The organism is Kitasatospora sp. NPDC002543 (assembly GCF_053594915.1).
This window is the reverse complement of record NZ_JBSFWR010000008.1, coordinates 133,456-148,826: the sequence shown is the minus strand read 5'-3', so window position 1 is coordinate 148,826 and position 15,371 is coordinate 133,456. Positions and strand designations below refer to the sequence as shown.

Genomic DNA, 15,371 nt, shown 5'->3' with positions numbered 1-15,371 from the left:
GCCGCGGGGACCAGGTGCGGCGGCAGCGACTCGGCCAGGTGGAGCCGCAGTTCGAGGTCGGCCGGGCCGACTTCCCACTCCGGGGGCGACGGGGGCGGGCGCTACCGGGCTATCGGGAGAGCAGGACCACTCCCGCGGCCGCCGCCGCGGCCAGGACGACGAGGGCCAGGACCGCGCAGCCGAGGTTGGCCTCCACGGACTTGCGGGTGGCGGCGAGGGCCGGTGTGAAGTCGGCCGGGTCGTCGGGCGCGTAGTGGATCACGACCTCCTGGCCGTACGCGGCGGTGGTGTCGGGCAGGCCGGAGGGCTCGTAGCCGGTGACGGCCGTCCCCTCGTGGGTGGTGAAGGAGTAGACGGGGGTCCGGCTGGTGCGGAGGTCGCCGTCCGCGTCGGTCTCGACGGTCCTGAGGACGGCGATGACGCGGCCCGGCGCGGATGCCATGGCGGCCAGCTCGTCGAGACGCTTCCTCATGCGCCGCCTCTGCCCGGGCAGGTGGAGGGCGGTGAGGACGGTGAGCGGCCCGCAGACCGCGACCAGGGCCCACGGCCAGCCCCAGTCGATCGAGGCGACAACCACCAGCCCGACGTAGATCAGCAGCACCGCGGAGTTCGGCCAGCCGAGCCCGCGCCCGCCGTCCTGGAGGCCGGAGGTGAACCGGTAGGCGTGCGGCCGCCCCGGCGGGTAGCGGACTCCGACCTCCCGGCCGACCCAGGCCGTGGTGATCCGGTCGCCGGTCCCGGTGTCGTTCGTGACGACGAACTCCTCGCCGGTGGAGGGATCCCGGAAGCGGACGACCACCGCGATCCCGTCCTTCTGCGAGCTCCCGTTCCGCGGCTCCCGCACCCGTTCGATCCGCCCCGTCACCCGTACCGTCCGCTGCGCCCGGGTCAGGCCGGCCAGCGACCGCCCGTACCCGACCAGCGCGACGAGGCCGAACACCCCGCACCACAGCGCCAGAACTCCGTGCCAGTCCATGTGGGTCCCGTTCCTGTCCGTGGTTCAGTGTGCCGAGGTGCGCCGCAGCACCCGGCCCTGCCCGTCTGCCTCCAGCACGGCGGCGCCCCCGGGCCCGGTCACGCTGACCGTGATGGTGACGGGGCCGTCGGTGCGGAGGACCGTGATGCTCCAGGCCTGCGGGGCGTGGACGCCGAGGGTGGTCCTGGCCTCCTCGACCAGGGCGGGGAACCGCTCGTAGGGCAGCGACTTCGGATCGAACTCGCGGGCCTTCGTACCGGCCGAGGAGAACGTCACCGCCAGCAGGTTGTCCGTCACCTGGAGGGTGGTCACCGGGCCGTACTCGCCGTTCCGGGTCACGGAGTCGATCGACCGGCCCAACTCGCCGTCGTCGAGGAAGGACTGGCCCGTGCCGAGCACGACGGTGCCGGACCCGCCGGTCACCACCTCGGTCGACCAGGAGGAGGCCGAGGGGGCAGAGGAGACCGAGGGGGCCGCCGACGAGGACGGCGGGTCGGAGGGCCGCTGCTCGAACAGGTCCGCGCGGAACAGGAACACGACGGCCGCGGCGGCGAGCAGCAGGCCGAGGAGCCCGAGGAAGCCGATGGCACGGCTCTCGGGAGGCTCGCTCAGCCTGGTCGCCTCGGGCGCGGAGTCGAGTCGGGCCCCGGCCGCCCGCTCCTCCCACTCCGGGGTCGGCCGCTTCACGATCCGCACGTCCGTCGGCCGGTCCGGCGGGTAGCGGACCACCAGGACGGTGCGCGGCACGTAGTCGGGGAGGTCGGCGACGTTGACGTCCTGGGTGACCTCCACCCGGAACGCGGGCCCGTCGTCCGGTACGACGGTGAGGTCGAACCGCACCGCCCGGTCGGTCACCTCACCCCCGGGGACGGTCCGGTCCTCGACCACCGCCAGCGCCGTCCGCGGGACGACGGCCGCCTCCCTCGCCCGCCGCGGCCGGCCGGCGAGGAGGAACAGCAGACCGTAGCCGATCGGCACGCCCAGGCCGCCGAGGAGCAGCGGCACCTTCTCCAGGACGACGCCGACGACCATCCCGGCGAGCGATCCTCCGATGACGCCGCCCGTCAGGAGACCACGGGCGAGGGCGATCGGCGTGTTGCGCGTGGGCGGCACGCCGGAGGTGATCGTCATACCGGTGATTGTGCCGGGCGGAGGGGCCGACCGACAGACCTTTGCGGACGGGCCGATCCCTTCCGAAGTCCCCGTGCCGATCACCGCGGTTGACGGACCCGTCGGAGGGCCACGGCCGGCTCCCGGTTTCGCGCGGCCGTCCGCTCGTCTTCCGGTTCGGCCTCCAACTCCTTTGCAACCATGTGCAATCGACTCGGGGGAGGTGGCGGTGCGCGGCTACGCTTCTCGGCACGAACCGTGCGGGAAGTGTCCGGTTCAGCCGAATCCAGGCAGGTGAACCATGCCCTCAGTCATGCCGTCCAGCAGCGCGCGAGCGGCCCGGAAGGAAGTCGCCGACCGGCTGCGGGAGTTGTGCCGCGACGCCGGGTTCAACGGGCGGGAGCTGGCGCTCCGGGCCGGCTGGCACCCGTCCAAGTCCTCCCGCATCATCAACGCGCTGACCTCGCCCTCCGACGAGGACATCCGCACCTGGTGCCGGCTGTGCGGGGCGGAGGAGCAGTCGGTCGACCTCATCGCCGCGACGCGGTCCGCCGCGTCGATGTACGTGGAGTGGCGGCGGCTCCAGCGCACGGGGCTCACCCGGCTGCAGAACTCGTACGTGCCGTTGTTCGAGCGCACCCGGGTGTTCCGGGTGTACAGCTCCTCCCTCGTCCCCGGGCTCCTGCAAAGCCGGGGCTACGCAACGGCGTTGCTCTCCGCGATCACCCGTTTCCACGGCACTCCCGACGACGTCGCCGACGCGGTCGACGCCCGGCTCGCGCGCTCGCGGATCGTCCGGGAGGGCGGGCGGCGGTTCGCCCTGTTGATGGAGGAGTCGGTCCTGCGCCACCGGATCGGGGACGCCGGGGTCATGCGCGGGCAACTGGAGGACCTGCTGGCCGCGACCGCGCTGCCCGCCGTCTCGCTGGGGATCGTCCCGGCGGGCGCGGAGCGGGAGGTGTGGCCGCTGGAGACCTTCAGCGTCTACGACGGCGAGCAGGTGGAGGTGGAGACCCTCACGGCCAGCCTGACCGTCACCCGGCCCCGCGAGATCGCCCACTACCTGGACGCCTTCGAGAAGTTGTCCGGTGCGGCCGTGTACGGGGACCGGGCCCGGGCGTTGATCGGACCGGCGCTCGCCGCGCTCGGGTGACGGGGCGAGTACCACGGTCCGGTGATCGGCAAGGGAGGACGACCGAGAACCACCTATCCGAGGGAATCTGACGATCCATCAGTTAGCGTCCGGTCGCTCGGGACCATGATGCGGTCAGTATCCGTTACGGAAAAGGTGGTTCGCATGGCCAGTATCAGTGGGCAGCCGATCCCGGCGATCACCGAGGCGACCCTCACGGAGATCGCCGACGGCGGCCTCCGGGGCCCGGGCAACACCGTCAACCAGGCCGTCGTCGACCTCGGCAACGCCCTGGTGGCGGCTGTCCAGGGCGACGAGAGCGTCCAGCTCCCGCCGGAGCTGGCCGAGCTGGTGGCCCAGGTGCGGCGGATCGCCGAGGTCGAGGTCACCGGGATCCCCGTCGAGGAGAACCTCAGGCTGTCGGCGTTCACCATCAAGCTGCACGGCGACGAGCGGCGCCCGGTCGTGATCCTGCCCGCGGGGTGGAACCCGCTCGGCTGGCTGCCCTTCGTCTACGCCTACTTCAAGCTGGCGCTGCGCGGCTACCACGTGCTCACCTACACCCCGCGCGGACTCGGCTACCCGGGCTGGATCTCCACCTCCGAGGGGTACATCGACGTCGCCGGGCCCAAGGACCGGGCCGACGGCTCGAAGGTCATCGACTACGCGGAGGAACACTTCAGCCCGAGCAAGGTCGGCTTCCTCGGCGTGTCCTACGGCTCCGGGATCAGCCAGCTGGTCGCCGCGCACGACGAGGGCCGACGGGTCAAGGCCGTGGTCGCGCTGAGCACCTGGGGCAACCTGGCCACCAGCCTCTACGCCAACAACACCCGGCACGTGGAGGCCGTCAACCTGCTGGTCGGCTTCACGGGCGGGGAGCGGGACGACAAGTTCGACGAGGAGGCCCGGGACATCCTCGACAAGTTCGACCAGAACCGCGACCTCGACGACGTGATCGCCTGGGGCACCGAGCGCTCGCCGGAGACGTACCTGGACAGGACCAACGAACTCGGCATCCCGACCTACATCTCCAACACCTGGCACGAGACCCTCTTCCCGGTCGCCCCGGTGATCGACGTCCACAACCGGCTGACCGTGCCGAAGCAGCTGAACCTGTGGATCGGCGACCACGGCGCGCCGGAGGGCGCCGGACTGTCCGGTCTGCTGACCCACCTGCCGTTCCCCGGCCTGGCGGAGCCCCTCCGGGAGGCCTACGACTTCCTGGACCACCACCTGCTGGGTGCCGACAACGAGGCGCCGAACCGCAAGCGGGTGACCAACCAGGTCATGTTCACCTACAAGACCAAGCCGGTGCTGGGCGGCGGGCAGCGGATCACCGAGCCCGCCCGCCGGGAGGGCCACGACTCGTGGGAGGACGTCACCACCGGGACGGAGGCCTGGTACCTCACCGGCGTCAACGGCGACGGTGACGGCGCGCTGGCCGACAAGCAGGCCGCGGGCTGGTCGCGGAGCTTCACCGCCGGCCCGGAGACCAAGGCCACCGCGGTGGACGAGGTCATGGGGACGGGCCAGAAGGAGTGGACGGGCAACCCCAAGAAGTACGTCCTGGCCGAGTTCGAGCGGGAGAACCTGCTGGTCTGGTCGACGGACCCGCTGACCGGCAGCGGCGAGGCGGCCCGCCGCATCCGGGGCGCCGCGGCGGTCCGGCTGACCGTGCGCAGCACCGCGGACGCCGCCACCCTGGTGGCCTACCTGTTCGACGTCGCCCCGGACGGCACCGCGCGGATCATCACCCACGAGCCCTACACCGTGCTCGGCCTGACGCCCGGCCAGGACGTCACCGTCGGCTGGCAGCTCCAGCCCGCCGCGTACGACGTGCCGGTCGGCCACCGGGTGGCGCTGGTCGTCAACAGCCGTGACCGGCTGTACGCCTTCACGGGCGAGGAGGGCAGCACCACCACCATCGGCTCGCCGAACGGGCACGAATCCCGGCTGGAGCTGCCCCTGGGCTGATCCGGACGGTGCACCGGGCCCGGCCCGTCGTCCTCGGGGCGGCGGGCCGGGCGGCGCCGTCAGCTCGTGGTCCTGGCCGTGGAGCCGCGCAGCAGGACCGCGATGAGGACGGAGAGCAGCGCGCCGACCGCCGCCAGGCCCCACAGCACGGAGTGGAAGGCGGAGTCGTAGGCGTGCGCGAGGAAGTCCGTGAACGCGCGGTGGTCGGTGGCGCCGGAGAGTTCGGCGGCGCCCGTGAGGTCCCCGCCGGCCGCCCGGTCGGCGACCTCGCCGGCCCGGGAGGCGCCCGGCTGCGCGCCGATGCCGTCGGCGACCCGGGTGCCGAGCGCGGTGGCCAACGCGGAGCCGTACACCGCGACGGCGACGGCCTCGCTGCCCAGGCGCAGGGTGTTGAGGAAGCCCGCCGCCATGCCCGCCTTGGCCGGGTCGACCAGCGCCAGCGCCTGGCCGTCGACCAGGCCGGCGGACAGCCCCATCCCGGCGCCGGTGATGAGCATCGGGGCGGCGAGCAGCAGCACGGTGGCGGAGGGGGAGAGCAGGGTGAGGGCGAGGTCGCCGGCCACCAGGCAGGCCAGGCTGAGGAGGACCAGGGTGAGCGGGCGCACGCCGCGGGAGACCAGTCCGGAGGCGAGCATCGGCAGGACCAGCACCGGTGCGGTGAGCAGCAGCATCACCAGCCCGGCGGAGCCGGTGCCGCGGCCGGTGACGGCGGTCAGGTAGCTCGGCAGGTAGGTGAGCACGGTGACGAAGCCGAAGGAGGCGGCCACCGGCACCAGGCACAGGCCGAGGAAGCGGCGGTCGCGCAGCACGCCGAGGTCCAGCACCGGGTGGGCGCTGCGGTGCTCGACGGCCACGAAGACGCCGAGTGCGGCGATCGCGCCGAGGAACAGTCCGAGTACGCCCGCGCTGCCCCAACCCCACTGGGAGCCCTGGACGATGGCGGTGGTGAGCAGCGCCATGGCGAGCACGGACAGCGCGCTGCCGGGGACGTCGATCCGCCCGCCGCCCGTGGTGCCGGCGCCGGCGGGTGCGGCGGTCGCGGCGGCCACGGCGCGGGCGATCGCGGGCAGGGCGAGCAGGACGAACGCCAGGGCGGCGGCGTGCACCGCGAACACCCAGCGCCAGCCGAGGCCCTGCACCAGCACGCCGGCCAGCGACGGGCCGAGGGCGACGCCGGCCCCGGCGACGGTGCCGAACAGCGCGAAGGCCCTGGCGCGGGCCGGGCCGTCGAAGACGGTGGAGAGGATCGCCGCGCCGCAGGAGAAGATCGCGGCGCCGCCGATGCCGGTGAGGGCCCGGGCGGCGTCCAGCCACAGGACGTCGGGGGCGACGGCGCCGGCGAGCGAGCCGAGGGCGTAGAGGGCGACGCCGGCGGCGAAGGCCCTGGCCCGGCCGATGGCGTCGGCGACCGAGCCCCAGACCAGGGTGAAGCACGCGAAGGCCACGTTGAAGGCGTTGACCACCCACTGGAGCGGGGCGAGGTCGGCGTGGGTGTCGGCGCCGATCCGGGGGAGGGCGACCGCGGTGCCGGAGATGGACATCGGGACGACGAAGACCGCGAGGAGGACGGCGGCGAGGACGGGCGTGCGGACGGGGCGCCGCCGCTGGTCGGGGGCACCGGACGGCGCGGGCCGCGTGGCCTGCGGGGTCTGTGCGCTCTGCGTGCTCAAGGGGGGCGTGACTCCAGGCTTGAACCGGCCACGGGGTGGCCAGGTACGGATTTGATCGAACCTAAAGCTGCCATGGTGTCGAGGTACGATGCAACCCATACCTTCGAGGAGGAGGAACCGATGCCCGACGCCGAAGGCCACCCCTCTGTCGGGGAGATGGACCTGCGCACCGTCCTGGGCGCGCTCGCCGACCCGCTGCGCTACGGCGTGGTCGCGGCCCTGCTGCGGGAGGGCGAGGGGGCGGCCCGCACCTGCGCCTCCTTCAACCTCCCGGTCTCCAAGTCCACCCTCACCCACCACTTCCGGGTGCTGCGCGAATCCGGCCTGATCCGCCAGGTCGACCGCGGCAACAGCCGGGCCGCCACGCTGCGCCGCGAGGACCTCGACCGGCGGTTCCCGGGGCTGCTCGACCTGGTCCGCGCCGACTCCTGACCGCGGGACGGGCCCAAGCGGAGGTCAAGGAACCTTGACCTCCGCTTGGGCCCGACCCTGGCTGACGCCGTGTCAGACTGTGCGCCCCGCAGGCCGATGAGGAGATTCCGGTGGATCTGGCGCGCCCCCTGATCGAGGACTTCCCCGCCCACCCGGACGGCGATCCGGCCGGCGCCCTGGCCCGGGCCGTCCGTGCCCGCCGCACCGCCCTCGGCCTGACCCTCCCCGACCTCGCCGTCCGCGCCGGCCTCCCCGAGACCGACGTCCGGGCCGTCGAGGCGGGGCACGCGATGCCGACGCTGGCGCTGCTCGCGGTGCTGTCGCGGGCCCTGCGCACGGAGCGGCCGGGGAGTGCTCAGGCCGGTTCGTAGGAGGTCCCGCCGACCAGGGCGCGGGCCTGGCGGGAGTCCATCGGGTGGGCGAAGAGGTACCCCTGGCCGAGCGGGCAGCCCATGGCGGTGAGCAGGTCGCGCTGGTCGGGGTGTTCGATGCCCTCGGCGATGACCTGGACGCCGAGGGTGTCGGCGATCCGGGTGATGCCCTCGACCAGGGCGTACTGCTGGGGCGAGTGGCCCAGGCCGTCGATGAAGGACTTGTCGATCTTGAGCAGGGAGATCGGGAACTCGCGCAGGTAGGACAGCGAGGAGTAGCCGGTGCCGAAGTCGTCGATGGCGATGCCGACGCCGAGCCCGGACAGGGTGGCCATGTCGGCGTGGATGCGGTCGTCGCGGCGCATCAGCACCGACTCGGTGAGCTCCAGGACGAGGGTGTGCGGGTCGATGCCGGTGGTGGCCAGTGCCCGGCGGACCACGTCCACGAACCCGGCGTCGCGGAACTGGCGGGCGGAGACGTTGACGTTGACCCGCAGCGGCGGCCGGCCGGCGGCCGTGCGGGCCGCCGAGCTCGCGGCCTGCCAGGCGGCGACCTCCTGGGCGGCGCGCTCCAGCACCCAGGCGCCGAGCGGGACGATCTGGCCGCTCTCCTCGGCGAGGGCGATGAACTCGTCGGGCAGCACCATGCCGCGCCGGTCGTGCGGCCAGCGGACCAGCGCCTCGAAGGCGACCAGGTCGCCCGAACGCAGGTCGACGATCGGCTGGTAGTACAGCTGGAAGGCCGATTCCGCGATCGCCGAGTCGAGGTGCTCGTTCAGCTCGTGCCGCTCCACCATGCCGGTCTGCAGGGCCGGTCGGTAGTGGCGCCACTGGCGGCGGCCGGCCGCCTTGGCCGAGTAGAGCGCGAGGTCGGCGTGGGTGAGCAGCTCGGTCGCGTCCACGCTGTCCTCGGTGGTCGCCACGCCGATGCTGGCCGTCACCCGCACCGCGCCCGACTTGAGCTTGAACGGCTCGGCGAACACCGCCAGCACCGTGGCCGCGATGGTGTCCACGTCGGAGGGCCGCCTCGCGTCCTCCACCAGGACGGCGAACTCGTCGCCGCCGAGCCGGGCGGCGGTGTCCGAGGCGCGCAGCGCGGTGGAGACCCGCAGCGAGACGGCGACCAGCAGTTCGTCGCCGACCGCGTGCCCCTGGGTGTCGTTGACCACCTTGAAGTCGTCCAGGTCGATGAAGAGCACCCCGGTGACCGCCCCGCTGCGCTCGCCCCGGGACAGCGCGTGGCCCACCCGGTCCTGGAACAGCACCCGGTTGGCCAGGCCCGTCAGCGAGTCGTGGAAGGCCCGGTGGGTCAGCTCGCGCTCCATCTGCCGCTGCTCGGTCACGTCGCGCAGGGTGAGCACGAGGGCGCCGACGGTCGGGTCCGCGCGCAGGTCGTTGAAGCGGACCTCGGCCTCGATCGGGGTGCGGTCCTGGCGCAGCAGCCGCCAGTGCTCGCGCGGCTGCTCGCCCCGGGGCGGGTCGGCCGCCTCGCGCATCCGGGCCAGCGCCTTGCCGACCTCCCTGCTGTCCTCGGGCGGGACCAGGTCGGTCAGCAGGGTGCCGGCCAGGTCCGGGCGGCCGAGCACCGTCTCGGCGGACGGGGAGGCGTAGCGGACGCCGTCGTCGGCGTCGAGGATCAGGATGACGTCGCTGGCGTTCTGCACCAGGGTGCGGAAGTACAGCTCGCTGTTGCGGCGGGTGACCTCCCGGCTGAGCACCACCCGCTCGACGGCGAGGGCCGCCTGGGCGGCGAGGATCTCCAGCGAGCTCCACAGGCTGGTCAGCTCCTGCTCGGTGCCGGTGACGATGAGCGCGCCGATCAGCGGGTCGCCGGAGGGCCGCTCGGCGAGGGTCAGCGGGCAGACCAGGGCGTACGGCATGCCGCCGGGCCGGGCGGTCCCGGGCCTGGGGGCGGGCCTCGTGCCGGCCGGTTTCGTGGTACCCGCCTTCGCGGTGCTCGCCTTCGCGGTGCCCGCCTTCGTGTCACCCGTCTTCGCGGGGCCGGGAGCGTCGGCGGCGGCCAGGCCCAGGGAGGCCACCGGCAGCAGCAGGGTCTCCCGGGAGGCGGCGAGCCGGAGCACCTGGTCGGACGGCGCGATGTCCCCCGGCACCTGCCGGGCGGAGCCGCTCCCGGCGTGCCGGACGTGCAGCACGCCGTCCTCGGTCACCGCGAGCAGGGCGACGTGCCCGGCCTCGGCCGGCATCAGTGTGGAGGCGGCGGACTGGGCGGCGTCCGCGACCTCCTCCACCGTGACGGCGGCGGTCAGCCGGGCGCCCGCCTCGCGCAGTGTCCGCTCACGGGCGACGGCCTGCCGGCGGGCGGAGACCACCACTGCCAGCCGGGCCAGCACCAGCAGGTACAGCAGGGCGGAGAAGGCGCCGATCACGCCCGCGTTGCTGGTGTTGCCGGCCAGCGCCTCGATGATCAGGATCGCCGGGGCGATCAGCGAGGCGAGGGTGAGCAGGACCAGCCGGGCGGGGCTCAGGTCCGGCTGCTGGGTGGGCACCGGCCGGGTCAGTTCGACCATCGACGGGTGCAGCGCCGCCGCGCCCCAGGCCGTGTAGAAGGCGGCCCAGCCGAGCTCGACGGGCGTGCCGATGTGCCAGGTGCCGTGCAGCTGGATCAGCCCGTACAGCACGTCGGAGACCATGATGCCGAGCGAGCCGACGGCGAGCAGCCGCAGCGCCCGGGAGCCGCCGCCGCGCGGGGTCAGCAGCCGCAGCAGCAGGGCGAGCACGACGACGTCGCCGAGCGGGTAGGCGATCGAGACGGCCTTCTGGAACCAGTCCAGGTCCGGGTTCCGGGCGTACGGGAGGATCAGGTAGATCCAGGCGAGCAGGGCCAGCCCGATGGTGGGGATGAGGGCGTCGAGCAGCCCGGCGCGGTCCTGACGGGCCGTGCGCCAGCGGATGAAGCCCAGCACGCCGATCGCGTACAGCACGTACTCGGCGAGGTAGAAGCCGTCCGCGACGGACGGGAACGGATTGGGCAGGTGCAGGATGTCCAGCTGGACGGCCTGCACCACCTCGCCCACGGTGAAACTGAGGTTGGCGAGCGCCAGCACGTACCAGAACCGTGCGTGGGCGGGCCGGTTGAGACGGACGCCGACCACGATGGCGGCGACGCCGCCCAGGCCGATGCCCGTCCACCAGATGATCCGCTGGCCGGGATTCGCGTAGTAGATGCCGGTGAACAGCACCATCCAGAACAGGTAACAGACCATCAGGCGTTGTCGCCGGCGAGTCAAGGAGGCTACCTCCTCCGCGACATCACCCCGCCGGTCGGGCGGGGGAGTTCGGGTGAGGACGGGACGGGCGGGGCGCGGGGGCCGGCCCGGGTGGGGCGGGTGCGCGCCTGCGCGCACCACTGGGGCGCCCGGTGGGGGTGCGACCGGACGTCCTCGACGGGGCATGAGTGCGTATAGTCGGAAATGTCGCACTCCCCAGCATTCTGCCGCCACAGCACGAGGTCAAGCCGGTGGACGACGCAGTAGACAGCGCACAGGGCGTACGAGCGGATGTGAGCTCCGGCCGTCACGCCGTGGTCCGCAACGACGACGGTCAGTACGCGATCTGGCCGGGCGACTTGACCGTCCCGGCCGGTTGGCGGCAGGTCCACGGGCCGGCCGGACGGGCCGACTGCCGGGAGTGGGTGGAGCGCGAGTGGCGCCCGGCCGAACTCGGCTACTCCGACGGCACCCCGGTGCGGCGGGCGGCGGCCGGATTCGCGGACACGGTGCACGGGTTGTTCCGCGCGCGGGCGGCGCACGACCCGGACGCGGTTGCCGTCGTCGCCGAGGGCGCCACCCTGAGCTACCGCGAACTCGACCTGCGCAGCGACCGGTTGGCCACCGTGCTGCGGGCGCGCGGGACCGGCCCGGAGCGGGTGGTGCCGGTCTGCCTGGAGCGCGGGGTGGGGCTGGTGACCGCCTGGCTGGCCGTGCTCAAGGCCGGCGGGGCCTTCCTGCCGCTGGATCCCGGCCACCCGCCCCGGCGGCTGGCCCGGCTGGTGGAGGACTGCGGGGCGCGGGTGGTGGTCGCGGAGGGTGACGGGAGGTTCCCGGCGGAGACCGGAGCCCGGGTGCCGGTGCTCGGGCCGGAGGCCGGCCGGTCCGGGGAGGCGGGCGAGACCGGGGAGAGCGGGAGTCCTCGGGAGTTCGGGGAGTTCCGGTGCGATGACGGGGCCGTCCCGGACGACCTCGCCTACCTGATCTACACCTCCGGCACGACCGGCCGCCCCAAGGGCGTGCCCGTCACCCACCGCGCGCTGCTGTTCACCCTGGACCGGATCGTCCACGCCTACCGGCTGCGCCCCGGCGAACGCGTTCTGCAACTGGCCGCGCTGGGCTCCGACACCGCGCTGGAACAGGTGCTCGGCGCGCTGCTCGCGGGCGCGACCGTGGTGCTCGGCGGGGGCGGGACGGCCGGCGGCACCTGGGCGCCCACCGAGCTGGCCGGCCGGCTGCCCGGGCTGGGCCTGGCCGTCGCCGACTTCACCCCCGCCTACTGGCACCACCTGCTCGACCTGCTCCCGCCCGGCGGACCGGGCCCCGAGGGGCTGCGGCTGGTCGTGGTCGGCGGGGACGCCGTGCACGCCGCGGACTGCCGGCACTGCCTGGACCGGCTGCCGGGCGCCCGGCTGCTCAACGCGTACGGGGTCACCGAGGCGGCCGTCACCTCGACGCTCTGCGAGGTCACGCCGGAACTGCTCGGAGCCGGAGCCGGCAGCGGAAACGGCGGGGCGGGCGGCGGCGCCGCGGCGCCCGTGCCGATCGGGCGGCCGCTGCCCGGGGTGCGGGTGCACGTGCTGGACGCCCGGCTGCGGCCCGTCCGGCCCGGGGAGAAGGGCCAGATCCACCTCGGCGGGCCCGGCCTCGCCCGGGGCTACTGGCGGCAGGCCGGACTCACCGCCGAGGCCTTCCTGCCCGACCCGTACGCGCCGCTGCCCGGCGAGCGGATGTACCGCACCGGCGACGCCGGGCGGTGGCGGACGGACGGGCGGCTGGAGATCCTCGGGCGCTTCGACGACCAGGTGAAGGTGCGCGGGCACCGGGTGGATCCGGCCGAGACCGAAGCCGTGCTGGCCGCGCACCCGGACGTCCGGCAGGCCCGGGTCGTGGCCGACGGCCGGGCGGCGGACGGCAGCCGCACGCTCACGGCGTACTACACGCTCGCCCCCGGGTCGGCCGGCGGGGCGCGGGACATCCGGGCGTTCCTGGCCGAGCGGCTGCCCGAGTACCTGGTGCCGGCCGAGTTCGTGCCGCTGGAGGCGATGCCGCTCACGGCGGCGGGCAAGATCGACCGGCGGCGGCTGCCGCACGCGCCGGTGCGCTCCGCGGCGCCGGGCCGCCCCTCGCCCCCGGCGCCGGCGCCCGGTGCGGCGGGAGCGGAGGGAGCCGTGGGGACGGTGGAGGCGGCCGTCGGGCAGCTGTGGGCCGAGCTGCTCGGCGTCGAACACGTCGGCCCGGACGGCGACTTCTTCGCGCTCGGCGGCACCTCGCTGCTCGCGATGGAGATGCTGGCGCGGGCCCGGATCATGTTCGGCATCGATGTCGGGCAGGTGCGCGCCCTCACCCGGGCGCTGCTGCGCGAGCCCGTCCTGCGGGCCTTCGCGGGGGCGCTGAACGCGGCGCGCGCGGACGTCCCCGCGGGCGCCGAGCGGGAGGCCGGTCTCGACTGGTTCGCGGAGGCCCGGCTCGACGAGGACCTCGGTCAGTCCTGGAACCCGGCCCCCTCCCGGGCCGACCCCGCCGAGATCCTACTCACCGGCGCCACCGGCTTCTGCGGCGCCCACCTGCTGCACGCGCTGCTCGCCACCACCCGGGCGCGCGTCCACTGCCTGGTCCGGGCGCCCGACGAGGAGCACGCGCTGGAACGGCTGCGGGCGGCACACCAGCGCTTCCTGCGACAGGACCTGGCCGACCGGCGGGTGGTACCGCTGGTCGGCGACCTCACCCGGCCGCGGCTCGGCCTGGCGGACAGCCGCTTCGACTGGCTGGCCGGGCACCTGGACGCGATCCACCACCTCGGCGGGCAGGTCAACTTCCTCTACCCGTACCACCAGTTGAGGCGGCCCAACGTCGGCGGAACCCGGGAGGTGGTCCGGCTCGCCGGGCACAGCCGGGGCATCCCCGTGCACTACCTCTCCACCCTCGCCGTGCTGGCGGGCTTCGGCGCGGCCGGCGTCCCGAAGGTCACCGAGCGGACCCCGCTCGCCCACCCGGAACGGCTCGGCGTCGGCTACGTCGAGAGCAAGTGGGTCGCCGAGCTGCTGCTGCACAACGCGGCCGCCGCCGGGCTGCCCGTCACGGTGCTGCGCACCAACGACGTCACCGGGGACCTCGCCGGCGGGGTGATGAACACCGGCACCGAACTGTGCGCGCTGATCGCCTACTTGGCCGACAGCGGGACGTGCCCGGACGTGCGGCTGCTGCTCGACTTCGTCCCCGCCGACCGCTTCGCCCGCGCCGTCGCCCACATCGCGGGCCACGCACCCGCCGCCGGGGAGGTCTACCACCTCACCTCCCCGCGGCCCGGCGTCCTCGCCGACCTCGCCGAGCGGCTGCGGGCGCGCGGCCACCGGATCGCCCGGCTGCCGTACGGGGACTGGGTGCGGCGACTGGTCCGGTTCGCCGCGGGGAACCCGACGCACCCGATCGCGCCGTTCGTCCCGCTGTTCGTGGACCGCGCGCCGGGGTCGGAACTGTCGATCAGCGAGATGTACTTCCGGCCGGTCTTCCCGCTGTTCGAGCGGACGAACGCGGACGCGGCGCTGGACGGCAGCGGGATCGAACTACCCCCGGTGGAAGCCGGGTTGATCGACCACTACCTGGCCGGCCTGGAGCGCGAGGGCTTCCTGCGGGCGGCGTCCGCATGAGCCCCGCCGACGTGCCGGACGCGGGCCCCTTCGACGCGCCGGACATGAGCCCCTTCGGCGCGCTGGACGTGCGCCACGGGCCCGCGGACGGGCCGGTGGCCTTCGGTGGGCGGCTCGGACCGCCCGCCGCCGGGGAACTGCTGGCGGCGTACCGGCACGGGCTGTTCCCGCTGCCGGCGGCCGACGAGTACGCGAGCGCGTACAACGAGGCGGTGTACGGGGACGCCGTGGAGGCGGGCGAGGTGGCGCTGCTGCCGGGCGGGGCGGACCCGTACGCGCTGGCCTGGTGGTCGCCCGACCCCCGGCCGGTGATCGCCCCCGGCGGCGTCCGGCTCGGGAGCCGGCTGGCGCGGCGGCTGCGCAACCGGTCCTCGTGGTGGACCAGCGCGGACCGGGCCTTCGGGCGGGTGCTGGCCGCCTGCGCCGAGGCGCGTCAACCGGTCTGGCTCACCGAGGAGTTGGCGGCGACGCTGATGCGGCTGCACGAGCTGGGGGCGGCGCACAGCGGAGAGGTGTGGGAGGGGGAGGAGCTGATCGGCGGGGTGTTCGGGGTCGCGGTCGGGCCGGTGCTGAGCCTGGACTCGATGTTCCACCGCCGCCCGGACGCCGCCCGGGTCGCCGTCGCCGACCTCGGGGCGCGGTTCGGCGCGGCGGGCGGCCGACTGCTCGACGCCCAATGGGACGGGCCGCACGTGCGGAGCCTGGGGGCCGAGCCGATGGCGCGCTCGCGCTACCTCGCGGAGCTGTCGGGCGAGGTCGGGGCCGTCGTCCCCGACGGGGCGCCGCTGTCGGCAGCGCGGCTGGGACGACCGTCCTGACCTGTCGTTAA

The 15,371-nt window shown here is 74.4% G+C and carries 10 protein-coding genes; 6 read left to right on the top strand and 4 right to left on the bottom strand.

Features of this window, described 5'->3' with window-relative positions; translation table 11 throughout:
* Positions 1-109 precede the first annotated feature (109 nt).
* Both ACWD4P_RS06260 and ACWD4P_RS06255 read right to left on the bottom strand, forming a co-directional pair.
* The gene (locus ACWD4P_RS06260) at positions 110-976 is read right to left on the bottom strand and encodes a DUF3592 domain-containing protein (protein WP_449778748.1); all 867 of its coding nucleotides are present in this window, start codon (positions 974-976) and stop codon (positions 110-112) included.
* Between the two features lie 24 nt (positions 977-1,000).
* Complete coding sequence (locus ACWD4P_RS06255) at positions 1,001-2,107, bottom strand: hypothetical protein (protein ID WP_449778747.1); 1,107 nt, start codon at positions 2,105-2,107, stop codon at positions 1,001-1,003.
* A gap of 292 nt (positions 2,108-2,399) precedes the next feature.
* Between ACWD4P_RS06255 and ACWD4P_RS06250 the strand changes: the two genes are divergently transcribed.
* Together ACWD4P_RS06250 and ACWD4P_RS06245 are read left to right on the top strand one after the other, a co-directional pair.
* Positions 2,400-3,239 carry a helix-turn-helix domain-containing protein gene (locus ACWD4P_RS06250; RefSeq protein ID WP_449778746.1) on the top strand — a complete coding sequence of 280 codons (840 nt, stop codon included), beginning with the start codon at positions 2,400-2,402 and terminating at the stop codon, positions 3,237-3,239.
* Between the two features lie 144 nt (positions 3,240-3,383).
* Entirely contained in the window at positions 3,384-5,192 is a 1,809-nt protein-coding gene (locus ACWD4P_RS06245) for a CocE/NonD family hydrolase (RefSeq protein WP_449778745.1), read from the top strand.
* Positions 5,193-5,251: 59 nt separating this feature from the next.
* On the opposite strand, the gene ACWD4P_RS06240 is transcribed toward ACWD4P_RS06245, so the two are convergent.
* Positions 5,252-6,733: an MFS transporter gene (locus tag ACWD4P_RS06240; RefSeq protein WP_449778755.1), complete on the bottom strand. Its 1,482-nt coding sequence runs from the start codon at positions 6,731-6,733 to the stop codon at positions 5,252-5,254.
* A gap of 249 nt (positions 6,734-6,982) precedes the next feature.
* Between ACWD4P_RS06240 and ACWD4P_RS06235 the strand changes: the two genes are divergently transcribed.
* Both ACWD4P_RS06235 and ACWD4P_RS06230 read left to right on the top strand, forming a co-directional pair.
* On the top strand, positions 6,983-7,294 hold the full coding sequence (locus tag ACWD4P_RS06235) for an ArsR/SmtB family transcription factor (protein ID WP_449778744.1): 312 nt from the start codon (positions 6,983-6,985) through the stop codon (positions 7,292-7,294).
* Between the two features lie 110 nt (positions 7,295-7,404).
* Entirely contained in the window at positions 7,405-7,665 is a 261-nt protein-coding gene (locus ACWD4P_RS06230; protein WP_449778743.1) for a helix-turn-helix domain-containing protein, read from the top strand.
* Here ACWD4P_RS06230 and ACWD4P_RS06225 read toward each other — a convergent pair.
* Positions 7,650-10,913, bottom strand: coding sequence for an EAL domain-containing protein (locus tag ACWD4P_RS06225; protein ID WP_449778742.1), 3,264 nt, complete (start codon positions 10,911-10,913; stop codon positions 7,650-7,652). The two genes, ACWD4P_RS06230 and ACWD4P_RS06225, sit on opposite strands and share 16 nt — an antisense overlap.
* Positions 10,914-11,143: 230 nt before the next feature.
* Between ACWD4P_RS06225 and ACWD4P_RS06220 the strand changes: the two genes are divergently transcribed.
* Both ACWD4P_RS06220 and ACWD4P_RS06215 read left to right on the top strand, forming a co-directional pair.
* Entirely contained in the window at positions 11,144-14,542 is a 3,399-nt protein-coding gene (locus tag ACWD4P_RS06220; protein WP_449778741.1) for an amino acid adenylation domain-containing protein, read from the top strand.
* Positions 14,539-15,360, top strand: coding sequence for a leucyl/phenylalanyl-tRNA--protein transferase (locus ACWD4P_RS06215; protein ID WP_449778740.1), 822 nt, complete (start codon positions 14,539-14,541; stop codon positions 15,358-15,360). Before ACWD4P_RS06220 ends, ACWD4P_RS06215 begins: the two co-directional genes overlap by 4 nt.
* Positions 15,361-15,371 lie beyond the last annotated feature (11 nt).